Origin of the sequence: Paenibacillus gansuensis (assembly GCF_042684925.1) — a bacterium.
GTDB classification, from domain to species: domain Bacteria; phylum Bacillota; class Bacilli; order Paenibacillales; family DY6; genus Paenibacillus_N; species Paenibacillus_N gansuensis.
In genome coordinates this window covers 322,533-345,759 of the sequence record NZ_JBHUME010000008.1, presented here as the reverse complement: position 1 = coordinate 345,759, position 23,227 = coordinate 322,533, and the positions used below count along the sequence as shown (strand labels likewise).

Here is a 23,227-nt window from a genome sequence, read left to right as displayed (position 1 = left end):
GTTACAGGCCTCCCGGTTTGGACCGCTGCTTAGAAAGATGCATGCTGTATTGGAATATGCGTTCCAGCGACTTTTTGCGGATATGCGGTTCATCGAATTTCATAGGCTTGGAATTGGCTTCGAAAAACCAGACGCCCCCTTTGTCGTCCACACCCATATCCATCGACATTTCCCCCAGCAGATGTCCCGAACCTTTCTCGAGCTGACGGGCGATCAGATGAGCGGCATGCCTCGCTTTGACAAGGATTTTCTTGGCATGATCGGATCCGAAAGAGGAGATCAGCACTTTCTCCGGATCTTCAATGGACCCTCCCCGGGGGACATGGGTCGTTATGCTGAACAAGCCGGCTACTCTGGCTCCTACACCTGTTACATCCCACTGGCCTTTATAGTTTTTCTGAACGAGCAGCCGAAGGTCGAATGGACGCTGGTTCATGCTGGCAAGCGTAATGCCCTGCTGGACAATATATTCCTCGCTTGCGGCCGTCTTCGTGATTTTGGTCCACAGCTTAGCCAAAGTCGCGAACTTTAAGGTGTGGCTTCCCTTGTTGTCCTGAATGGTCAGCCGGTAAGGATATTCTTTCTGCGGCACTTGAGCTGCCCGCATGATGCCCGCGCCGGCTTTGCCCCGTTCCGGTTTCAGGTAAAGCATCGGATGAAGCTTCAGCAGCTTTGCCAGCTCCGCAGCTGTAGTCAGCTTACGGGTCGTAGGGATATACTTGCGGGTGCTTCTGGATTTTTTGAGCCATTCAAACAGAGTCCATTTATTGAAAAAGTATGGGTTAAACAACCGGATGGCCGGATGTTTCATACAGCTTTCAATGGCCCGCTGGCATTCCGGCAGCATCTCATCCTTGCGGGTGGGAATCCGGTTATACACCACGTTCGGAAGAGGGAGGAGCTGCTGTGTCCAGCTCCGGCTTTCGGAAGAGTAGGTGTAGCCGACCACTCGTTTGTTGTTCAGCTGCAGTTCTTTGCAAGTCGTTACATAGACGAGGAAGCCGAGTTCTTTCCCCGTCTTGATCAGATCGATGAAATTGCTGCGGTTGCCGCGGAAATGCTGGGTGTCGTCGTCTACGGTTAGAATGGCTACGATGGGCCGGTGGGCCTCATGCAGATGGACCTCCATACATTAACCATCCTTTCTGGTGCGGAACTTGCTCAAATACATGCAATGTTCGAAAATATAAACAAGCGACTGCTTACCTTCGCTGCGGAGCACCGGATGCTTGAAGATGGAGCGGCCGGGTTTGGCATTCGCTTCAAACATCCAAATGTTCTCATCTTTGTCGATACCGATATCCAGACCCAGTTCGCCGATCACGTGCCGATAGTTATTTTCAATAGCCTCAGCCATCTTGATGGATACCTTCTTGGCGGCTTCCAGCACATCTCCGGAACGGGACCCGAACACGCGTCCGAGAGCCTGTTCCGGGGTCATCAGCTGTCCGCCGTTCTTCACATGGGTCGTGACGCTGCCTTTCCCCGCCTTTTTCGCGCCGATGCCTGCCACTACCCACTGGTTCTTTCCGTTCTTATGAAGATGGAACCGGAAATCGATCGGGCAGGAGTCAATCTCGATGAGGCGGATCCCTTGCTGCAGCACATAATTTCTCATGCGGCTGCGTGTTCCGGACTGAAGCATTCGCATCAGCGAGTTGAAATTGGTGAACCTCAGCAGGACATTGGCGCCGTTTCTCCTGAACCGTACGAAATATCCTTTTTTGGTATGGTATGTGAGGCGGAAAATACCCCGTCCAAGCGACCCCCCGGTAGGTTTGAGATATACGAAAGAGTGTTTTTCCAGCTGCTCTTTAATCCGTTCCGGCGTCGGGTTGAGGAACGATTCCGGCACATGTTTGTAGGCGTCTAGATCATCCTTTAACATATTGTATACTTCCCACTTGCTGAAGAAGCTCCAGTTAAAGAAAGGGATCTTCCGTTTGAGAAACCGCTCTTTGAAATTCTCCATAGAGCCCGTGCCTTCTGAAGTTCTGCTGGGAAGGCGGTTATATACGACATCGGGAAGCGGGACCGTCTTGCGGTCAAACCCGCCGTTATCATTGAGAAAATAGCCGGTCACGGTATCCTTTTGCCAATCGATGTCCCGTGGGGTAAAAGCAAAAAAATAAGCTTTATCTTTACCGACCCTCAACAGTTCCTTAATAAAGCCGGTCCGTCCGCCGAACGGCAGGCCGTTGGAGCGGCCGGAGCCGTCAGTCAGCACACCGATGAGGGGCCCGATCTGGACTTCGTCAGCAGAGCCGACCACCATAATATTTCCGCTCTTGGGCACCCGGATGGAATTCCGTATCGAAGCGGGGACATACAAATGATTGCCGGTTCTTTTGATGGCCCGGATGGTGGCGTGGATCTTATCTTTGCCCAGCCGGAAGGATACCGCCTTTTTCCCGTTCAGGTTCAGCTGTTTCAGCAGCGCGCCTGACATGTAGATCGATTTGTCTCCTTGCTGCGTGAAGTGAAGCTTGCAGTTTGTTATACTCATTGTTACCCTCCTAGTTGCCGATCCAGTAAATAACGCGCGTATTGTATGGGATGCCTCACGGAATTGCTTCGCGGCTTAGGGTCTGCAAAGTTTTTGAAGACTGCCCGCCCGGGTTTGGAGTTGACTTCGAGAATCCAGACGCGGCCTTCGGCATCAATCCCCAAATCAATGCCTAATTCAGCCAGCCGGCCATGATAATGTTCCAGCGTTTCAGGAATGAGGGAGGACAGCCGCCCGATGGTTTCCATCAAATCCTTCGCCTGCTCCTCGCCGAATTGTCCGGTTAGAAAAGGTGCCGTTTCCTCCGCGCTGCCTCCGCCGTGAAGATTCGATGTCACACCGCCGCGCTTGCCTACACGGACTGCTGTGCCGGTCATCCGCCACATTCCGCGTCCGTCTTTTTGAACTAAGGAACGGATATCGAACGGATGGCCTTCCCTTGTATTCAAATCCAAGTACTCCTGGATCAGGTAACGCCTTGATCCGGCGAAGCGAAGCACCCAGCGCAGCAGTTTGGTTTCATCTGAGAATCCGTACCGGAACAGCTGGTTTTCTTCGTTTCTGCCGCTGACTTCGAAATAGCCCGGAGCCGTCTGGGCGATATGCATCGTCCCTTTCCCGTGGCTGCCTGCATGAGGTTTCAGAAAGGCTTCGCCTCTTTCCTGAAGAAAGGGGAGCAGCGTTTCTCCATACTGGAGCACCTCCGTATAGGGAAGATGCTGCTGCAGCAGCTCGTTCCCCGCGAGCGCCTGCTGCACATCCCATTTGCCCTTTAAGCCGTAGCCCATAAATCGAATATCTTTCAGGGAACGAAGTTTACGAATAGATGGGGCATATGCGTCATATTTTGGTTTCGAGCTGTAATAACAGCGGTCGTAAAGCACCTCGGGAAGCGGAAACAGCCGCTTTGCCCAGCCGGACCCTCGGGTGTAGGTATAGCCGGCCACCCGTTTGGACTCGAAGCGTACCCATTGCGGTGAAAATACAAATACGGTCATGCCCATTTGCTCCCCGAGCAGGCACCATTCCTTGAAATATCCGCGTTCGGGGAACGGGAGCGGACCCCCGGTTTCGCATATCATAATGCCGACATATCGTGTAAGCTGGTTAGCAGACATAGCGTCACCTCACAAACCCGGACAGGAAGCGGGCGTATTGCACCATACGCCTGACGGACGGCCGGATTTTGGTATCGTCCATTTGCGTGTTGTCGTTCTTGGACGGTTTGGAATTCACTTCAAGCAGCCACACTCTTCCATAGGAGTCGACGGCCAAATCGATGCCCAGCTCTCCAAAATGAGCGGGAATCTGCGATTCGATCCCTGCAGCAATATCCAGCGCCGCACGTTTCATTTTGCCTGACAGGTCATTTCGGGCTTGCGCGCTCAGATTGGATTTGGCCACGGCTTCTTTCACGCTGCTGAGCGTACCGCCCCTTGCCAGGTTTGATACAAAGTGCTGGTTTCCCGCTATTCGCGCAACAATGGAAGTCAGTTCCCACTGGCCCTCCAGATTTTTCTGGACCAGCGCGCGGAAATCCACCGGCCTCTTGGCTACTTCCATCAGCTGAAGGCCTTGCTGGATCTGATAGCGGTTGGCCTTCATTTTGCCGGAGATCGCGGTGAACAGGTTCAGCAATTTCGGGAAATTCTGCTTGCGGGCTCCGTTGACATTGGTGAAATGGCATTGGTATGAATTGTCGCTCATTCTGGTGATGCGTATGATCCCTTTGCCGAGGCTTCCGCGAATCGGTTTCAGGAATACAACCGGATGCTTGCTGCACATGCTTTTGAGCATCGCGTAATTTTTGAACAGATAGGATTCCGGAAGGTATCTCTGCAAGTTCTGCTCTTGCTGGAGCGCTTGGAATACCTCTGTTTTATTGAGGAATTTCTCATTAAATACACTGGTCCGGTAACGGGTTTTTACTTCTTTCATGAAATGTTGAACGCTCGGCTTATTCTCCAGCTTTCGGGTCGTCAGGCGGTTGTGCAGCACGTCGGGCGCAGGAAATTCGGCTTTAAACCAGTGATCGGCATAACTCCATCCCTGTATGGTAGAAGATTGGGAACCCAGTTCATTCGGAGTGAAAAAATAAACGAAAGCCCCCTGGCTCCGGCACGCGTCCGTCAGTTCTTTACAGAACGCAGTGATGGCGCCGAAAGGGCGGTCCTGAAACTGGGGATAAGACCTGCTAACGAGCACAGCAATGACCGGCCCTAAAATAAGGGTGTGGCTTGTTGCTTTGTACTGTATCCGCAGCTGAGTCCCTGCCTTCAGCCCCATTCGCCTTGCCAGGTCCGGCTGAATCCGGACGCCGTCCCCTTTCGGTACGGGTACGACTCTGGCTTGCTGCTTCCATGCGCCGAATTTAAGCGTAACCGGCTGATGGGCAGGCAATTTATGCTGTTTCATCAGCTTATCGCCAATCCATATGACCAAATCGTCCTGAATGCTGGAGCCAAGCACCTGAACCGTAACTTTGGAGCTTTGCATTTGTGTACTCCTTCCCAGCATTGACTTTCAATACATCATCATATGAGGACATATATCCAGTGGTGCTTGTAAAGGCAGCAGCACAATCCGCGAAAACACAAGGCGAAAAGCCGCGGGAAACCCTTCCCTGACAGGAAATCAGCCTGTTTATAAAAGGAAATGAACACCATGGTTTGAGTCAAGCCTATTTTTGGAAGGATACCGCAACTTGTCTCATAATTTCGCTTGTCTGCACATAAACTGGAGTATACTTGTCTAATTTAGAAGGAGTGGAGCGGGATGAAAGGGATGAAACCGGTTCTGTACCTGGGCCTTGCATTAGGACTATTGATCTACGCGATTCCCAGGCTGGAAAATGGATACGGGCTGACGCTGCCTACGCTGTTCAGCTGCATATGGATCTGCTTTGCGCTGTTGATCATAGCTGCGCAGCTGCATTTTTTGCTGGGCGTCGATGAAGAAAAACGCAAGGAACTGGCCAAAATCAAGCGCATCCGCCGTGCCGAGAGGGCGCGTGTGCTGAGGCAGTATATTAGCTGAAACATCGAAAGCCCGGCCTCATCGGCCGGGCATTTTTGATTTCAGAAAGTATAAGTTTTCACTAAGGTAATTGTCGAAATTTCAAAGATTTTTTCAATTGACAGCGCTATCATTTGGGCATAAGATGAATCTACATTCGATTCCAGCAGCTCCGCTGTTTCTTTTTTTAGCCATTTATGAAATGGGTTTCATAAATTTATATCTCTGTAAATCCAACTTGTTCTACTGTCATTGAAAGAAATTGTGAAACCGATTTCAGTCCAAGACGAAAGATGGAGGAGAGGTAACATGGCCAACAACAGCAGCAGTGAAACTGCATCCCCGGTTCAACTTGCATCCAACCTTTTGAGCGTGAAAGGGTCCCCTGAAATCATTTTATGTGCCAGCCTGTTTTATTTCCGCATTCCCAGAGCCTATTGGAAAGAACGATTGGAGCAGATTAAATTCTGCGGATACAACTGTATCGATGTCTACTTCCCGTGGAACTACCACGAAGAGGAAGAGGGACTGTGGAACTTTTCCGGAGAAAAAGATGCCGGTCACTTCCTGGATCTCGCCGCTGAAGCCGGGTTATGGGTCGTCGCCCGCCCGGGTCCGTACATCTGCTCGGAATGGGACGGCGGTGCGCTTCCTTCCTATCTGCTGAACAAGGAGGGCATTCGCCTCAGGGATCAGGAACCGGTGTACTTGAGCTATGTCGCTAAATGGTTCGACAGGATCCTGCCAATCCTGAGCTCGCGGCAGCTGGGAGCTGCCGGCACAGTACTTTGCGTACAGCTGGAGAACGAACTGGATTTTTACGGGTGCCGCAATCCTCACGGGTATCTTTCCTCCCTCCGCGATATGGCGCTGGCCCAAGGACTTACCGTTCCGCTGATCGCCTGCGCCGGGCAAGGCGGAAAAGAACAGGCGACAGGAAACGCGGAAGGGATCGTGCCTGCCTTTAACTTTTATCCGCATGACCGGGACCCTGCCTTTGAAGAGAAAGTGCTGGCGTACCGGGCCATCCTTGCTGAACAAGACCTGCCTCTAATGGTTACGGAAACGAACCGTTCCCATTACCTGCTTAGACGCCTTCTGTCCTGCGGAGCTAAATTACTCGGCCCATACCTGCAGGCTTCCGGAACGAATTTCGGCTTTTCGAATGCAGCTAACAATTGGGGGAACCCGCTGTCGTTCCTTACCTCAGATTATGATTTCGGGGGCATGATTTCGCCGGAAGGGCATCTAAGAAAAGAGGCGTACGAGGCGAGGCTGTTGTCCCGTATGATCCGGACTTACGGGCGGGCGTTGGCCGAAGCTGTGCCGGAGGATGTTGCGGGTTGCGGAAGCGAAACCGGTGTTGCCCGGCAAGCGCTTCGCCTGTCCGGAGGAGGAAGGCTGCTATTCTACACCAACCTTACCGATGAGATGCAAGTCGTTGACATAACAGCCCAAGCAGATCCGGCCCAAGATCCAAAAGCGCCGGACTTCAGCGGGATATGTACACTTCCGCCCGGCCGGTCCGCGGCGCTTCCGGAACAGGTGCCGCTAAGCCGATGGAATCTGCAGGGGACACTCGTTTCTTCCACGGCCGAACTGGAAGAGATACAGCATATTGATAAGACAACGTATATGGTATTTGCCGCCGAGGGATCGGCATGCATACAAATCCGGCTGGAACAGGCATCCGAAGAAAGTCAGGAAGCGAAGGGAGTTCTCCAAATCGTAAGGGACGGGACGTTGTTCACCATCTCCTCATCCGGTGAAGGGGAGTCAAAGTGCAGAATTCCCTTGCATACGGGTCAGGCGGTGGAGCTGATCCTCATTCCGCGGAGCAAAGCTTTATTGTCGGATGGAATAGGCCCGGATGGAACGATCCGGATGCTCACCCCTCACGAATACAGCTCCGATCCCGTGCAGACAGGAGTAAAGTGGTCGCTTCAACAGATCCCCCTAGGAATACCTATTACCGCGGCGGCACCCGACCCACTGGCGGAAGCCGCAGCTCTGGAAACATTGGGGGTGTCCAAGGGCTACGCCTGGTATCAGGCGGCCACTGAAGTACGAACGCCGGGAGGACGGATGGGCCTGCTTGTAGAGCGCGGGAGCGACGCCATTTCGGTGTATGCCGGCGATCGTTACCTCGGAACCTTGACCCCTGGAGGACAAACGGTGTATATCCCTGACCCTGCATTGCATCCGATGCGGCAGCAATGGACCCTGCGGGTTGAACAATGGGGCCATACAAACTTTGACGATCCGAGACTGCCGTCGCTTCACTTAAACGCAAAGAAAGGGATCGCAGGGCTGACCGCCGTTACCCGGATTCACCAATTGGGCGCAAATTGGCGGCTGTTCCGTTCTCCTCCGGGCATGCCGGATCCGGCTTTGGCTTCCCCTGAGCTCGATGACCGGGCTTGGACGATGACTGGTTTTGGAGGCTGGATGACGTCCGAACCGCGGAGCCTGGATTATTTCCGCCGTCAATTCCTGCCCTCGCCCGAGGCTGATTCCTGGATCCTTCACCTGAATGGAATCGAGACCATCGTCCATGTGTTTATCGATGGTGCAGAGGCAGGAACTGTACATCCGTTTGATCCGACGCTCAATGTGTCGGCTTACCTGCAGCCCGGCCGGGAATCCATAATCACGCTTTGTATGGAACGCTTTCTTGGGCTAAAAGCTGGGAGCGTGCAGCTCTACGAAGGCAGCAAGGCTGAGGACTGGTTGTTTTCTGCATCGGGGGAATCTCAGCTTCATGAGCATGCAGCCGCAGCGTTTCCCCACTCGCATCCGGCTTCCTTTCCCATCGGTCTGGCACAGGGAGGAACCGCATGGCTTTACGGAAAAGACCTTGCTGTTCCGGACGACGGGGGGAAAGGCTGGCGGGTACGGGTGAAAGGGCATGGAATGAAGTTGACCGTATTCGTTCATGACCGCATTGTCGGCAGGCTGTGGACAGAAGACAGCGAGTCCAGGCCCGTTTTTGCAGGAGGAGATCCCCATTCGTTCTATGTGCCCGGCTGCTGGGTAAGGCAAGGGGAGGTTCAGCTGTCTCTGCTGCTGGAAGCGGTCGACACCGGGCGCCCGGCTTCCCTGGAAGCATTAGAATTTATACCGGTATAGGAGGATCGCCATGGAAGCACACCTGCAAACGTCGGCGGCAACGCCCAAGCAACCCGCCCTGAAGGCCCGGAGATCTAGGCTCAAACGCTTCTGGAACAATAAAACGCTGATGCTGATGTGCCTGCCGGCCATTGTATTTTTCATTATTTTCGCGTATCTGCCTATGCCCGGGCTGTATCTGGCTTTTATAAAGTACAACTACACGGACGGTATTTTCAAAAGCCCTTTCGTCGGCTTCGACAACTTTCGATTTCTCGTGATGACAGGGGATCTGTGGCGATTAACGTTCAATACGATCGCTTACAATCTGGCTTTTATCCTATTCGGAAACGTGCTGCAGATTTTTGTGGCCATCCTGCTCAATGAAGTCCGGGTGAAATGGTTCAAAAAAGCATCCCAGACGCTGATGTTCCTGCCTCATTTCATCTCCGCCGTCCTGGTGGGGCTGATTGCTTACAACATCCTTAACTATGATTACGGCTTTTTGAATTCTGTGCTGCAATCCATCGGCTCCGATCCCGTCAAAACGTATTCCAATCCCCACATCTGGCCCTTCATCATCGTGCTTACGTTCCTGTGGCAGTCCACAGGGTACGGCTCCATCGTTTACTTTGCCGCCATTATGGGACTGGACAACGAAATTGTGGAGGCTTCCGAAATTGACGGCGCGAACGCTTTTCAACGGATCCGGTACATTGTCCTTCCATGGCTGAAGCCGACGTTTATTATTCTTCTGCTCTTCTCACTGGGCGGCGTTCTCCGGGGGAATTTCGGTTTATTCTACAACCTGGTCGGCGCTAATAACACAGCCTTGTACGCAAGCACGGATATTATAGAGACGTACGTCTTCCGATCGCTGATGAATAATTTCAACTTCTCTCTCGGCAGCGCGGTAAGTTTGTATCAATCCGTTTTCGGCTTTTTTGTAGTCATTACCGCCAACTGGCTGGTCAAGAAATTTTCTCCGGACAATTCCCTATTCTAAAAGGAGGTGCTGGATGTGGAACATGCGGTAAGAGGCAAAATCCGCACCGACGCCGCCACCGTCGCGGTTTCGTGGTTCGGGTATGTATTCATCAGTTTGTTCTCCCTGTGCTGCCTGCTGCCGTTTCTGCTCGTGGTGGGCACTTCCTTTACGGCCGAAGGCTCCATCCATAAGCACGGCTTCAATTTTTGGCCGAGAGAATTCAGTACGTTCGCTTACAAAATCGTCTTTGAGAATCCCGATTTGATCCTCGGTTCTTATGCTGTGACGATCTTGATTACCGCCGCCGGCACGGCAATCGGTCTGTTCCTTGTGGCGATGACGGGGTATGCGCTGCAGCGCCCGGACTTTGAATACAGGAACGGCATCTCGTTCTTCATTTACTTTACTACCTTGTTTTCCGGGGGACTGGTCCCTTTTTATCTGCTCATGACCCAGTATCTGCACCTCAAGGACAGCTATCTTGCTGTATTGCTCCCAGGGCTGTTGAGCCCGTTTCTCATCATCATGATGAAAAGCTTCGTGAGGTCGATTCCGCATGCCATCACGGAATCCGCCAAAATCGACGGAGCCGGCGACTTCACGATTTTCCTCCGGCTGGTCCTTCCGATGACCACCCCGGCGCTGGCTACAATCGGTTTGTTTATCGCTTTAGGTTACTGGAACGAGTGGTATAACTCCATGCTGTTTCTGTCTCCCGATATGAAATACAGACCGCTCCAACTGTTCCTCTATAACGTGGTTACCAGTGCGGACTTTATCCGGAATTCCTCGGCGGCCTCCAATGTTCCGCTAAGGGATATGCCGCTGGAATCGATGAAGATGGCCACCGCCGTCGTTGCCACAGGACCCGTTATCCTGTTCTATCCGTTCGTGCAGCGTTATTTCATTAAAGGCATTACTGTAGGCGCGGTAAAAGGCTGATGAATATGCGGGCGGCTTCCGGGCTGTCTCGACATAGAGCAACGCCGGCCTGAAAGGCCGACCATTTTGCAATCAAGGGGAGGATTTGCAATGTCTACGATCAGAAAGTGTTCTATGCTGCTTCTCGGATTGATCCTGTTGTTTACGATGGCAGCTTGCAGCGGCGGCGCGAACGGCAACAGTAAGGAAAGCGGAGGCAATTCAGGCGGAAACAACAAACCGTCGGAAACAGGCGCTGACACGTCGAAGTTTGTGAAAATCAGTTATGTCGTACTGGGCGATAAGCCGAAAAACGGACAGTTTGAAAAGGTGCTGGCTAAAGTCAACGAAAAGATGAAAGCCAAAATCAATGCGGAACTCGAATGGAAATGGGTCGAATGGGCGGACTGGCAGACGAAGTATAACCTGCTGCTGGCTTCGGGCGAGCCGATCGATCTGATTACCGTCGGTACTGACTGGCTGGACACGTGGGGCAACGCGCAAAGGGGAGCGTTCCTGCCTTTGGACGATCTTTTGCCGAAATATGCCCCTCAGACGTTCAACGAAGTTCCTAAGGAAGATTGGGACCAGAGCAAATATAACGGCAAAATCGTGCTGATTCCCGAAAACGATTACACCCAGTGGGTAAATCACGGCCTCTTCTACCGCGGCGACTGGGCCAAGGAAGCGGGCATTACGGAACCGATCAAAGATTACGAGACCTTCGGCAAATACCTGCAGTGGATCAAAGACAATAAGCCGGAGGCTGTCCCTTGGGACACGAATGCTTCGGAATCCAGATTTAACGGGTATGTCCAGGCGTATACCGACAATATTGAGCTGCCGTTGTCTACGGGATACACGCCGATTTTCTTCGGCAAATCCTACGATGAACGATATACGGTTGACAGCCCGGTCTTCACCGACACTTTCATAAATTACGCTAAACTGATGAAAGAGTGGGGCGATAAAGGCTTCTGGAGAGAGGATGTATTGAATTTCAAAGGCGACAACCGCGTGGCCCTGAAAGCCGGATTGTCGGGGGCGGATGAGCATCACACGCAAACGTACAGCGGCCTGCGGGTAGAGATGGACAAAGCTCAGCCGGGATCCGATCTGCAAATGTTCTCGTTCTCCGATACCCGCAACAACCTGATTGAAATGTCGATTACACACGGCGGCACTTCCGTCGGCGCGCACAGCAAAAATCCGGAGCGGGCTTTGATGGCCTATGATCTCATCCGCAACGACCAGGAAATTTATCGCCTTATCAACTACGGCATCGAGGGCGTACAGTATGAGATCAAGGACGGCAAACGGGTGAGGCCGCAAGGCTATGATGACACCAAAGACGGCTTTTACTCCGACTTCTGGGGCGGACGCGTAGACAAATTTGAACTGCCGAGCGATACGACTTACGACAAAATCGGTGATGTTTACAAGAAGTACGATGCGATCAAAAAGCCGTTCCCTTACGGACAATTCGTATTTGACAAATCGCCGGTGGAGGCTGAAATTACCGCATTGACCCAAGTGGCCGGGGAAATGGGCCCTGCGATTTCTTACGGCAAGGCCGGCGATCCTGTCAAAGCGGTTGAGGATTTCCGGAAGAAACTCCAAGCGGCGGGTTATGACAAAGTAAAAGAGGAAATTCAAAGGCAGCTTGACGAATACAAGAAGATGGTGGAAAGCCAATAAACGTGAACGGGGATATCCGTAAGCCGGATATCCCTTTTTCAAAGGAAGAAAGGGGCTAGCGCGGATGATGAAACAGATTACCGTATACGACATAGCAAGGGAAGCGAAGGTGTCCGTAGCTACCGTATCCCGCGTGCTTAACAATACCGCCCCCGTCAAAACGTCGACCCGCAATAAAGTTGCGGAGCTGATTCAGAAATACCAGTTTCAGCCGAATGCCTTGGCGCGCAGCTTGCTGAAGAAGGAAACGGGCATGATCGGCATCGTGCTCCCGGATATTACGAATCCATTTTTCCCGGAAGTATTGTCGGGGCTGGAACAGGAGGCCCGCAAGCAAGGGTACACGTTCTTCTTGTGCGACACCTGTTCATCCAATTCGGATACCCGTGAGCAGTACCGCAGAGAATCGCATTACTTACATCTTCTGCTGGAGAAGCAGGTGGACGGAATCATCATTTTGGGCGGCAGAATCGACTTGGTGAATCCGACGGAAGAGATGGTTCAGGAACTGCTGGAGGTTAGCAAAAGGGTTCCCGTGGTTCAGGTAAACGGCAGGCTGAGCGGATCATCGATGCATAGGGTGGTTGTAAATGAAACCGCAGGTGCGGAGCAGGCAACGCAGCATCTGATCCATCTGGGACACAAAGATATCGTCATGATCGGCGGCTTCGATCATATGTCAAACACGGTTGCGAGGGTGAAGGGATTCAAGAAGGCGATGAAGGAAAACGGCCTTTCTATTGGGGCAGATAAGGTTATTTACGGCGGTTTCTCGGTAGATGACGGAAGAAGGCTGATGGATGAGCTGCTGTGCCGCAAAAAAAGGCCCAGCGCCGTATTCTGTATCAATGACCTGACCGCGATCGGAGCGATGAAAGCAGCGTTTAAAGCGGGGCTTAGAATCCCTGAGGACTTATCGATTGTTGGGTTTGACGATATCCCTTTCGCTTCCCACAGCATTCCGGAACTGACGTCCGTTTCCCTCAAATGTAATGAGCTGGGCCGCACGGCTGCGGAAATGATGCACAGGTTGATCCGCAAGGAGAAAGTAAAGAAGCAGATCACGATAGAGCCTGATATCCGGGTGCGGGACACGACAGGACCGTTTCGGGGGTGACGGGACTCAACAGGGCACAACGAGAAGAACACGTCTTACGGGGCGTGTTTTTTTGTCGGGAAAAACCGCAAAAAACCGATGCGCACATTTGTTCTTTTTTTCGATTGGAGGTATAATGGATTTATTACAGATTAATACAGTTTTCGGGAGAAAGGGTAGTACAGATGGAAGGTATGACCGGGGGCACGCTCACCAAGCACGAGCAGCTGATGAAATATATCGAGAACTTGAAAGTCGGAACGAAAATTTCGGTACGTACGATGGCCAAAGATATGCAGGTGAGCGAAGGAACGGCTTATCGTGCATTGAAGGAAGCGGAAACCGTCGGCCTGCTGAGTACGAAGGAACGGATCGGCACCGTACGGATCGAGAAAAAGCAGCGCAACAATATCGACAAGCTTACGTTCGCGGAAGTTGCCAATATTGTGGACGGTTCCATTTTGGGCGGAGGACAGGGGCTGGAGAAGACGCTGGGGAAGTTTGTCATCGGCGCTATGGAGCTTGATGCGATGCTGAGATATATCGACGCCGGCAGCCTGCTGATCGTAGGGAACCGTCACAGAGCTCACATGGTAGCTTTGGAGCAGGGGGCTGCCGTTCTGATTACGGGCGGCTTCGATACGAGCGATGAAGTGAAGGAACTGGCGGATGAACGGGCGCTGCCGATCATATCTTCCAGCTACGATACGTTTACTGTTGCCTCCATGATTAACCGGGCGATCGACGACAGGCTGATTAAGAAGAAGATCATGCTAATCGAGGATATCGTTTCCCTGCGGTCCAAGGTGGTAGCGGTGAAGAGCCATTACACGGTGGAAGAGCTGAGGCGGATGGTGAACGAGACGACCCACAGCCGGTTTCCGGTGGTGGACGAGTGGAACCGGGTGATCGGCGTCGTCACGTCGAAAGATGTCGTAGGAGAGCCTTCGGAGCAGACGATAGACAGGCTGATGACCAGAAATCCGATCACGCTGTCGCTGGATACCTCCGTTGCTTCCGCCGCGCATCTGATGGTGTGGGAAGGGATCGAACTGCTGCCGATTGTGGACACGGGACGAAAGCTTCTTGGCGTTATTTCCCGCAAAGATGTGCTGAAGGCGATGCAGTACGCCCAGAAGCAGCCTCAGATCGGGGAGACGTTCCAGGATCTCATCTGGACAGGATTTGACGAGCAGCGTGAGGAAGACGGCACGCTGACGTTTACCGGCGTAATTACACCGCAGATGACCAATAACCTCGGAACCGTATCCGAGGGTGTGCTTACCACATTAATGACACAGGCCGCCTATCGTGTGATCCGGGACATCCGCAAGCATGATGCGGTGCTGGAGAACCTGACCACTTACTTTATGAAGCCGCTGCAGATCGATGACGAAATCGAGATCCGGCCGAGAACGATCGAGATGAGCCGCAAGTTCGGCAAATTGGACGTCGAAGTGTACCATAACGGCGGACTGGTGTCCAAGTCGCTGCTTACGGCACAGACGCTGGACCATGATTAAGGGACTGCCTGTCCGGCCGTGCCGCTGACAGCGGATCGGCCAAGCTTGCAGTCCCTTGGGGAACGGCTATGGAATTATCGCTGCATTTTGCTGAAATAGGAATGATTGCGGATGCCTGCGAACAGGTTGAACACACCCATCAGCAGAAACAAGACGCCGATAATGACGCGCAGCGAGCTGCCCTGGAACAGAAACAGCTGCATGATGGAAATCACAATCAGCAGCGCGCCCATCGATATGTTTGTTCTTGCGGCATAAAGGCCTTTTAATGAAGGATCTGTCTGCCTGCGGGATTTGAAGCTGTTAAATACAGAAAAGACCGCACTGATGATAATTAATAGTAGAAAGAAATAATACACTGCTTGCACCATAAGGGGACCATTGCTCCTTTGCGGAAATTGTTCCTTAACTGTACTCATTTTGCTATAAAAAATCAATTCCGGATATAAGGGGCGACGGTAATCCAGATGTGCAGCACTTTGTCGACGAGGAGCATGGTTTTGATTTCAATTTCATAGTCTTTTTGTTCGACAGTATACCGCTTCTTGTTTAGAAGAAGACTTGCGATTTTGGCATCCCGGTCGATTTCATAAATGCTGTTGCCGCGGAGGATACCAAGTTCGCTCTGAAGTTTTTTCTTAATCTGCTCTTGGGCGATCTGCTTCACTTCGCTTGTCGGTTTGCTGTTCTCCGCGCGGACGACAATTTTACTGATGACCTGTTTGTTTTTGTAAGTATCCGATATTTTTACTTCGTCCCGCAGTTCCCGGTTTGCTTCCCAGAGCTCATTATTGGTTGCCATCAGCTTTTCCATCTGCTTGTGGAAGAAAGAATTAAAGACGGCGCAGCCTACAATGACGCCGCACAGGAAAATGCTCATCATTTGCACCGCTTTGGCGAATCGGTCAAGGGACGGGACTCTCATGATTTCAGGCTGCCGCGGCAGATCAGGTGGATGAGATCGGTTCCCATCTGGGCGCCGGCGAACGCGCTGATAATGAACAGAATTTGCTTGAGAGCCTGAGGGAGATGGCCTTCCACAAAATTGGTTTCGATCACCTTGATCGGATCGATGGTTCCTCCGACGGCGGCGACGATGGCCCAAATTTTAATTTTGTCGGCAATGGTGAACATCATGGATGCAGGAGGCTGCAGCGTGATCACAGCACAGATGCCGCCGAGCAGCGAACCGCCCAGCACAACGCCGAAGGCTACGAAGAAGTCGAAAAATATTTTGGTAATGAAATTCATGGCGGACCTCCGCAGGGAATCAGTAGTGTAAACGGCTTGAGCAACGGGTTGTCCCGTATTACTACTGTATGGGGATACCTGTCCCGAATATGTATGAAGTTTTACAACAAGAGATAGAACAAAGGAGGGATACGAATGAGCGGATTTGTGCATTTGCATGTACACAGTGAATACAGCCTTTTGGACGGGGCGGCCCGCATTGAGGAGCTGGCGGAAGAAGCGGCACGCAACGGCATGAAGGCGCTGGCTTTGACCGACCACGGTGTGATGTACGGGGCGATTGCTTTTTACAAGGCTTGCAAGAGACGCGGCGTGAAGCCGATTATCGGCTGCGAAGTGTACATGACGACGGGGCCGATGCAGGAAAAAGGCGCGCGGAAGGATAACCCGACGTACCATCTGATTTTGCTGGCCAAGAACGAGACGGGTTACCGGAATCTGATGAAGCTGGTTTCGCTTGCGCAGCTGAAAGGGTTTCACTATAAACCGAGAATTGATCTGGAGCACCTGGCCATGTATGCGGAAGGCCTCGTTTGCCTGAGCGCCTGTTTAGGCAGTGAAATTTCACAGCACCTGCTGTATGGCAGAAAAGAGGAAGCGCTCAAAGCGGCCCTCCGTTACAGAGATATATTCGGGGACGACTTTTATTTGGAACTGCAGGATCACGGCATGCTGGAGCAAAAGAAGGTCATGCACGCAATGATCGAACTCAGCCGGGAAACCGGCATTCCGCTTGCCGCTACCAACGATGTTCATTACGTAAAGGGGCCTGACCACAAAGTACAGGATGTGCTTCTATGCATCGGTACGGGAAAGACCGTGGACGATCAGGACCGGCTCAAGTTTACTTCGGATCAGTTGTATTTTAAAACTGCCGAGGAAATGCAGCGCCTGTTCGTTCATGTGTCGGAGGCTCTGGCGAACACGGTAAAGATAGCCGAAGAGTGCAATGTGGAGCTGGAGTTTGGCAAATCGATCCTGCCGGCGTTTGAACCGATTCCGGATGGATTTGAAGCGGCCGGCTATTTGAAGCGGCTGTGTACGGAAGGGCTGGAAGCGCGTTACGGTGGGCTGGAAGACTGGCAGGATAAGACCTTCCGCAAGTCTGTAGAGCAGCGCCTGCATTACGAGCTGGATGTCATTGAGAAGATGGGCTTTTCGGATTATTTCCTCATCGTGTGGGATTTTATTCGCTATGCGCATGAGCACGGGATTGCAACCGGTCCTGGGCGGGGATCGTCTGCAGGAAGCCTGGTGGCTTATGTGCTGCGGATTACGGATGTCGATCCGATTAAATATAAGCTCCTCTTTGAACGGTTTTTGAACCCGGAGCGAATTACGATGCCCGATATCGATATCGATTTCAGCGATGAGCGGCGGGATGAAGTGATAGCGTACGTTTCGAGGAAGTACGGTTCGGATCGGGTAGCACAGATCATTACGTTCGGTACGATGGCCGCCAAAGCGGCGGTCAGGGATGTCGGCCGTGTGCTGAATTTGCCGTATCATGAAGTCGACCGGGCGGCGAAGATGATTCCGAATATGCTCGGTGTGACGATCGAGCGCGCGCTGGAGCTGAACCCGGACTTGAAGCGGCTGACGGAAACACAGCCGAAGACGGCTGAGTTGATCGACATGGCGCGGCGGGTGGAAGGGATGCCGCGGCATGCCTCCACCCATGCGGCGGGCGTCATTATATCCCGCGAGCCTTTGACACATTATGTGCCGCTTCAGGAGGGGACGGAAGGAACGGCGCTGACCCAGTACTCCATGGAGCATCTGGAGTCCATCGGACTGCTGAAGATGGATTTCCTGGGCTTGCGCACGCTGTCCATCATCGAACGGACGCTGTTCTGGATTCAACATCAGTTTGGCAAATTGATTGATTTTCACACGATACCCGACAACGATCCGCTTACTTATGAGATGCTCTCCCGCGGGGATACGACGGGTATATTCCAGCTGGAGTCGGCAGGCATGCGGCGTGTGCTGAAGGAACTAAAGCCCACTTCGTTCGAGGATATCGTTTCCGTACTCGCCTTGTATCGTCCGGGCCCGATGGAGTTTATCCCCAAATATATTCAAGGGAAGCACGGCCAGATCGAGGTGGAATATCCGCATGAATCACTGAAGCCGATCCTTGCGGATACGTATGGCATTATCGTCTATCAGGAGCAAATCATGCAGATCGCTTCCTCGATGGCGGGATTTTCGCTGGGAGAAGCGGATTTGCTGCGGCGTGCCGTTTCGAAGAAGAAGCGCGAGGTGCTGGACGAGCAGCGTGCTCATTTTGTGGGAGGCAGCGTAACACAGGGATATTCCGACGAAGAAGCCAACCGGGTGTACGATATGATCGTCCGCTTCGCCGATTACGGTTTCCCGCGTGCCCATGCCGCCGCTTACGGGGTTCTGGCGTTCCAAACCGCCTATTTGAAGGCGCACTATCCGGTCCAGTTCATGGCTTCCATGCTGACTGCCGTCATGGGCAACCACCGGAAGGTCGCCGAGTATATCGACGAATGCCGCCGGATGGGCATCGCCATCCTGCCGCCCGATGTGAACGGCAGTCAGGTGTTGTTTACGCCGCATACAGCCGGGACGGTTGTGTCTCACAGTAAGGATACTAAAGCGCATGCTGGCTCGGAAGAGGCCCCATCTAAGGATACCGGTGGTCAGGCAGATTCGGAGGAGGCTGCAGCGAAGAATTCCGCAGGTCAGGCTGACTCGGGAGAGGGACAGCTTCTGCAGCTCGGGGGCATCCGCTTCGGTCTCGCGGCCATCAAGAATGTAGGTACCCAGGCCATAGATTCCATCATTAAGGAACGGCAGGAGAGCGGTTATGCCGACCTGATGGATTTTTGCCGCAGGGTAGATTTACGTGTATGCAATAAGAGGGTAATAGAATCGCTCATTCAGGGTGGAGCGTTCGATTCCATGAAAGGTCACCGCGCCCAGCTGATTGCCATGCTCGACGAAACGCTCGAAGCCGCAGTCAAATGGAAGAAAGAGCGCGACGATCTCCAGCTGCAGCTGTTCGGCTTTGTAGAAGCGGTGAACTGGACGATCGATTATCCGGAGGTGCGGCCTTATACGCATCTTCAACAGTTGGAACTGGAGCGGGAGCTGCTGGGTCTGTTTATTTCCGGACATCCGCTGGACGGATACGAGGACATGCTGCGCGAGGCCGAAACGGACCGGATTAACGATTTGGCGGAGTTTCCGGACGGAAAAGAGGTGCTGGTGGCCGGCATGGTCGTCAGCCAGCGCAATATTGTAACGAAGAAAGGCCAGAGCATGGCCTTTCTGGAAATCGAGGACCGCATCGCCAAAGTGGAGGCGGTGCTGTTCCCTGAGACGTGGAAGCGGTATGGACCGCTTGTCCACAAAGGCGCCCTCGTCCTGCTGCGTGCCAAGCTGCAGCAGCAGGACGAGGACGTGAAACTCCTCGCGGACGAGCTGATCCTGCTCGACCGCGAGGAGCTGCCCGCGCGCCTGGCGGCCATGCGCCGCCAAGGCCAGGCCCGCGCCGCTGCCGCGGCACGCGGGCCTGCCGGCGGCGCGCCCCGCGCGGGAACCGCGGCGCCGCGCGCGCCGCAGTCGGCTTCGCCGGCGAGGCCGCAAGGCGGCCGGGGGGACGCGGCGCCTGACGCGCAGGCCGCCCCCGCCGCCAAGCGGCAAACCCAAAAGGTCTTCGTCAAAATTGCCGAAGACCGGGAGACGCCGGCGGTGCTCAGCCGGCTGAAGGACCTGCTGCAGCAGCACCCGGGCCCGCTGCAGACCGTCCTGTTCTATGAGCGCGAGTCCAAACTCCTCGCCCTTAACGACAACTACAACGTCAAGCCGTCCAAGGAATTGTTCGGCTTGATCGAGGGCATGCTCGGCGCGGATACCGTCCGCGTCCGCTGAACCCCAAATTCCTGCGATTCTGCTGGGATTTTTAGTGCCGAAAGAGGTAAATCACCCGAAAGACGCTGCGCTCCCGTACAGCCGACGGGAGCAGAGTAATGTAAAAAAATAACACGAACATTTACAACCTCCCCCGCATATGTTTAGTTACAGTCTTGAGGAGGAGGTATGCGAATGTCCCAATCCAACATTATTCGAATGCTGGAGGACCGCGGCGTGACGGTGGCGTCCATCGCGGAGATCGTGTACAAGCTGCAGAGGCCTTATAATGCTTTGCTGGAGGAATCGGCTTGCGTCGAAAGCGTGCTGGCGGTTCTGAATAAAAGGGAAGTCCAGTATGTGCTTTATACGGGGATCGCCCTGGATGAACTCGCGGAGCGCAAGCTTCTTCCCCAGCCGCTGCAGGCCATTATGGAAGCCGATGAATCCCTTTACGGCGTTGATGAAACGCTGGCACTGGGCATTACTAACGTATACGGCATGATCGGGTTGACCAGCTTCGGCTATCTGGATAAAGAGAAAATCGGTATTATTAAGCAGCTGAACGACAACAAAACCGGAATCCACGTATTTCTGGACGACCTCGTTGCAGGATTGGCCGCAGCGGCCTCCGCCCGAATCGCCCATAAAGACCATAACGCCGCCGATTACAGCGGCGCCATAGGAGATGTACCTTAATACCGATTTAACGCTGTCCTATTGCGGGGAACGGCCCCATCATCCGCAGTCAACGCTGCCAAGCGGCCCGCACCTGTTCCTGACAGCCCTCCCGTATAAGGCGGCCCGGCATTTTCCAACGTTTTCCTCCACAAGGCGAACATAACCTTTGTTGCTATAAAAAGAAAAGGTATGTTATCATTAATCCATTGTGTGGGCTTTGGTGAGCATCCGTGCGACCGGAAGCGGACGAGCGGATACCTGCGGGGGATCTGTCTTCCTCTGTTGAGGGCGCGGGTGCTGCCGGCCGGGCGGAACGGGTATTATGGAACGCATTGATCCGCCTGAGTGCGGCGACCGCCGTTTCAACTTGCGGGCTATATTGGGAGGGTACGTGGTTTATGTGGACGGTCATATATATCGCTCCAACCGCCAGGATTGCAGAAATCATCAGGCATAAGCTGACCGAAGAAGGGTTTCTTGTACAGGTCCGGGGCACGAATTTATCGAAGAATCAGTTCGAGATCGTAGTTCCCGAAGGGGAAGTTGAAGAAGTGCAAGAGGTATTGAACGGCATTTTGAACCCTTGATGCGGTTCCTTTTTTTCATTAAGGAAGCTTTAACGGCCGATCGAGCGGACGGATGATATATGGAACGTAAGAAACAGGCTTTTTAACTAATGCCTTGTGAGGTGTCAATGTGCTTAAGGACTTATTTCAAAAAAAGAAATACGCAACCATCCCCTCGCAGCGCACCAAACGCGATATTCCCGAAGGGATTATGAACAAGTGCACGAAATGCGGGAAGATTCAATACAGCAAGGAACTTGAGAAGAATTTGAAGGTATGTACCGCATGCGGCCACCATTTCCGACTGAATGCCGGCGAACGGATTCAGATGATTATGGATGAAGGCCGCATTTTCGAGTTCGACCGCGACATGGTATCGGTAGACCCGCTGCAATTTCCAGGCTACCGTAAGAAGCTGGACCAGCAGCTTGAGAAGAACGAGCTGAATGAAGCCGTTGTTACGGGGGAAGGCACGATTAACGGGTTTCCTGCGGTTGTTGCTGTTATGAGCTTTGATTTCTTCAGCGGCAGTATGGGTTCGGTGGTCGGCGAGAAGATTACGCGGGCAATTGAGACGGCGATGGAGAAGCGTTATCCGCTGATCATTTTCTCGACATCCGGCGGTGCCCGGATGCAGGAAAGCATATTGAGCCTGATGCAGATGGCCAAAACAAGCGCAGCGCTTAACAAATTTCATGAACAGGGCGGATTATATATTTCCGTCATGACCGACCCTACGTTCGGCGGCGTTCCTGCATCATTCGCGACGTTAGGCGACTTCAACCTGGCCGAGCCCGGCGCATTAGTAGGATTTGCAGGGAGAATCGTCATCGAACAGACGATCCGTCAGAAGCTGCCCGACGATTTCCAGACGGCAGAATTTAACATGCAGCACGGCCTGTTAGATCAAGTAGTGCACCGTAAGGATTTGAAAGCAACGCTAACCAGAATATTAGATTTACACACCGTAAAGGGGGATGCGATTCATGGCGGGTGAGCTGCCCTTTGAACGGCCTCTGGTTGAACTTCGAAGCAAAATCGACGAGCTAAAGCGTTTCGGCGAAGAGAAACAGATCGATTTTACGGATGAAATTGCCCGGCTGGAAGATCGTTATGCGAAATTGAAAGAAGAAATTTACCTGGAAATCTCTCCTTCCCAGAAGATGCATCTGGCCCGCCACCACGGCCGGCCGACAACATTGGATTACATTCAGGAGATTTTCACGGACTTTATGGAACTGCACGGCGACCGTCTGTTCGGCGACGATCTTGCGATCGTCGGGGGAATCGCCAAGCTGAACGGGGTGCCGGTAACGATCATCGGACATCAGCGGGGCAAAGATACCAAGGATAATATCGCGCGGTTTTTCGGAAGCCCTCATCCGGAAGGTTTCCGTAAAGCGCTGCGCCTTATGCAGCAGGCTGATAAGTTCAAGCGTCCGATTATCACATTTATCGACACGAAAGGTGCCTATCCCGGCAGTGCCGCGGAAGAGAGAGGACAATCGGAGGCGATTGCCCGCAATCTGCGCGAAATGGCCGGTTTCGGTGTGCCGGTGATTTGTGTAGTAATAGGTGAAGGCGGAAGCGGCGGGGCGCTGGCGATTGGGGTCGGAAACCGTGTGCTGATGCTTGAAAATGCCATTTATTCGGTGATTTCGCCTAACGGCGCGGCATCCATCTTATGGAAGGATGCGGCCAGAGCCGATGAAGCAGCCGAAGCGATGAAGATCACGGCCGCGGACCTGCTCGGCTTTGAGGTGATCGAGGAAATCGTGCCGGAGCCGAAAGGCGGCGCGCACCTTGATCTGGCTGAACAGGCGTCATCCATCAAGGAAGCGGTATGGAGGCATCTGCAGGAATTAAGCGCTATGACGCCGGACGAGCTGCGTGCGGACCGTTACGATAAATTCCGTAAAATAGGGAAATTTACTTTTCTATAAACATTCTTTATAATCTAAAGAAGCCAAGACAGATAAAAACACAGCA

At 53.0% G+C, this 23,227-nt stretch carries 19 protein-coding genes; 12 read left to right on the top strand and 7 right to left on the bottom strand.

What is annotated here, in order from left to right:
- Position 1: 1 nt before the first annotated feature.
- The 4 genes from ACFSUF_RS13795 to ACFSUF_RS13780 are packed head-to-tail and all read right to left on the bottom strand — an operon-like array spanning position 2 to position 5,002.
- On the bottom strand, positions 2-1,129 hold the full coding sequence (locus ACFSUF_RS13795) for a YheC/YheD family endospore coat-associated protein (RefSeq protein WP_377603491.1): 1,128 nt from the start codon (positions 1,127-1,129) through the stop codon (positions 2-4).
- A gap of 3 nt (positions 1,130-1,132) precedes the next feature.
- Positions 1,133-2,506 (bottom strand): YheC/YheD family endospore coat-associated protein, encoded by a 1,374-nt coding sequence (locus ACFSUF_RS13790; RefSeq protein WP_377603490.1) that lies wholly within the window; start codon positions 2,504-2,506, stop codon positions 1,133-1,135.
- Positions 2,507-2,508: 2 nt separating this feature from the next.
- Complete coding sequence (locus ACFSUF_RS13785) at positions 2,509-3,624, bottom strand: YheC/YheD family endospore coat-associated protein (RefSeq protein ID WP_377603489.1); 1,116 nt, start codon at positions 3,622-3,624, stop codon at positions 2,509-2,511.
- Between the two features lie 4 nt (positions 3,625-3,628).
- Complete coding sequence (locus ACFSUF_RS13780; protein WP_377603488.1) at positions 3,629-5,002, bottom strand: YheC/YheD family endospore coat-associated protein; 1,374 nt, start codon at positions 5,000-5,002, stop codon at positions 3,629-3,631.
- Positions 5,003-5,281: 279 nt separating this feature from the next.
- On the opposite strand from ACFSUF_RS13780, the gene ACFSUF_RS13775 reads away from it, so the two are divergent.
- The 7 genes from ACFSUF_RS13775 (at position 5,282) to ACFSUF_RS13745 (ending at position 14,855) form a co-directional block, all read left to right on the top strand.
- Positions 5,282-5,542, top strand: coding sequence for a hypothetical protein (locus ACFSUF_RS13775; protein WP_377603487.1), 261 nt, complete (start codon positions 5,282-5,284; stop codon positions 5,540-5,542).
- Between the two features lie 288 nt (positions 5,543-5,830).
- Complete coding sequence (locus tag ACFSUF_RS13770) at positions 5,831-8,650, top strand: beta-galactosidase (RefSeq protein WP_377603486.1); 2,820 nt, start codon at positions 5,831-5,833, stop codon at positions 8,648-8,650.
- A 109-nt stretch (positions 8,651-8,759) separates the two neighbouring features.
- Positions 8,760-9,635, top strand: a complete 876-nt coding sequence (locus ACFSUF_RS13765; RefSeq protein WP_377603895.1) for an ABC transporter permease — start codon at positions 8,760-8,762, stop codon at positions 9,633-9,635.
- 39 nt (positions 9,636-9,674) lie between these two features.
- Positions 9,675-10,559, top strand: coding sequence for a carbohydrate ABC transporter permease (locus ACFSUF_RS13760; RefSeq protein ID WP_377603893.1), 885 nt, complete (start codon positions 9,675-9,677; stop codon positions 10,557-10,559).
- A gap of 90 nt (positions 10,560-10,649) precedes the next feature.
- Positions 10,650-12,236 (top strand): ABC transporter substrate-binding protein, encoded by a 1,587-nt coding sequence (locus tag ACFSUF_RS13755; RefSeq protein ID WP_377603485.1) that lies wholly within the window; start codon positions 10,650-10,652, stop codon positions 12,234-12,236.
- 67 nt (positions 12,237-12,303) lie between these two features.
- Entirely contained in the window at positions 12,304-13,353 is a 1,050-nt protein-coding gene (locus tag ACFSUF_RS13750) for a LacI family DNA-binding transcriptional regulator (RefSeq protein WP_377603891.1), read from the top strand.
- 164 nt (positions 13,354-13,517) lie between these two features.
- Entirely contained in the window at positions 13,518-14,855 is a 1,338-nt protein-coding gene (locus ACFSUF_RS13745) for a DRTGG domain-containing protein (protein ID WP_377603484.1), read from the top strand.
- Positions 14,856-14,929: 74 nt separating this feature from the next.
- On the opposite strand, the gene ACFSUF_RS13740 is transcribed toward ACFSUF_RS13745, so the two are convergent.
- The 3 genes from ACFSUF_RS13740 to ACFSUF_RS13730 form a co-directional block, all read right to left on the bottom strand.
- Positions 14,930-15,226: a YtpI family protein gene (locus ACFSUF_RS13740; RefSeq protein WP_377603483.1), complete on the bottom strand. Its 297-nt coding sequence runs from the start codon at positions 15,224-15,226 to the stop codon at positions 14,930-14,932.
- A 62-nt stretch (positions 15,227-15,288) separates the two neighbouring features.
- Positions 15,289-15,780: a hypothetical protein gene (locus ACFSUF_RS13735; protein ID WP_377603482.1), complete on the bottom strand. Its 492-nt coding sequence runs from the start codon at positions 15,778-15,780 to the stop codon at positions 15,289-15,291.
- Entirely contained in the window at positions 15,777-16,106 is a 330-nt protein-coding gene (locus ACFSUF_RS13730; RefSeq protein ID WP_377603481.1) for a YtrH family sporulation protein, read from the bottom strand. Before ACFSUF_RS13730 ends, ACFSUF_RS13735 begins: the two co-directional genes overlap by 4 nt.
- A 135-nt stretch (positions 16,107-16,241) precedes the next feature.
- Here ACFSUF_RS13730 and ACFSUF_RS13725 point away from each other — a divergent pair, with 135 nt between their 5' ends.
- The 5 genes from ACFSUF_RS13725 to ACFSUF_RS13705 all read left to right on the top strand — a co-directional run bounded on the left by ACFSUF_RS13725 (position 16,242) and on the right by ACFSUF_RS13705 (position 23,181).
- Positions 16,242-20,012 (top strand): DNA polymerase III subunit alpha, encoded by a 3,771-nt coding sequence (locus ACFSUF_RS13725; protein WP_377603480.1) that lies wholly within the window; start codon positions 16,242-16,244, stop codon positions 20,010-20,012.
- Between the two features lie 174 nt (positions 20,013-20,186).
- Positions 20,187-20,690: a phosphatidylglycerophosphatase A family protein gene (locus ACFSUF_RS13720; protein ID WP_377603479.1), complete on the top strand. Its 504-nt coding sequence runs from the start codon at positions 20,187-20,189 to the stop codon at positions 20,688-20,690.
- A gap of 380 nt (positions 20,691-21,070) precedes the next feature.
- Entirely contained in the window at positions 21,071-21,259 is a 189-nt protein-coding gene (locus ACFSUF_RS13715; protein WP_377603889.1) for a glutamate decarboxylase, read from the top strand.
- A gap of 109 nt (positions 21,260-21,368) precedes the next feature.
- Positions 21,369-22,235: an acetyl-CoA carboxylase, carboxyltransferase subunit beta gene (gene accD, locus ACFSUF_RS13710; protein WP_377603478.1), complete on the top strand. Its 867-nt coding sequence runs from the start codon at positions 21,369-21,371 to the stop codon at positions 22,233-22,235.
- On the top strand, positions 22,225-23,181 hold the full coding sequence (locus ACFSUF_RS13705; RefSeq protein ID WP_377603477.1) for an acetyl-CoA carboxylase carboxyltransferase subunit alpha: 957 nt from the start codon (positions 22,225-22,227) through the stop codon (positions 23,179-23,181). The genes accD and ACFSUF_RS13705 overlap by 11 nt, the downstream gene beginning before the upstream one ends.
- The last annotated feature ends 46 nt before the right edge of the window (positions 23,182-23,227 follow it).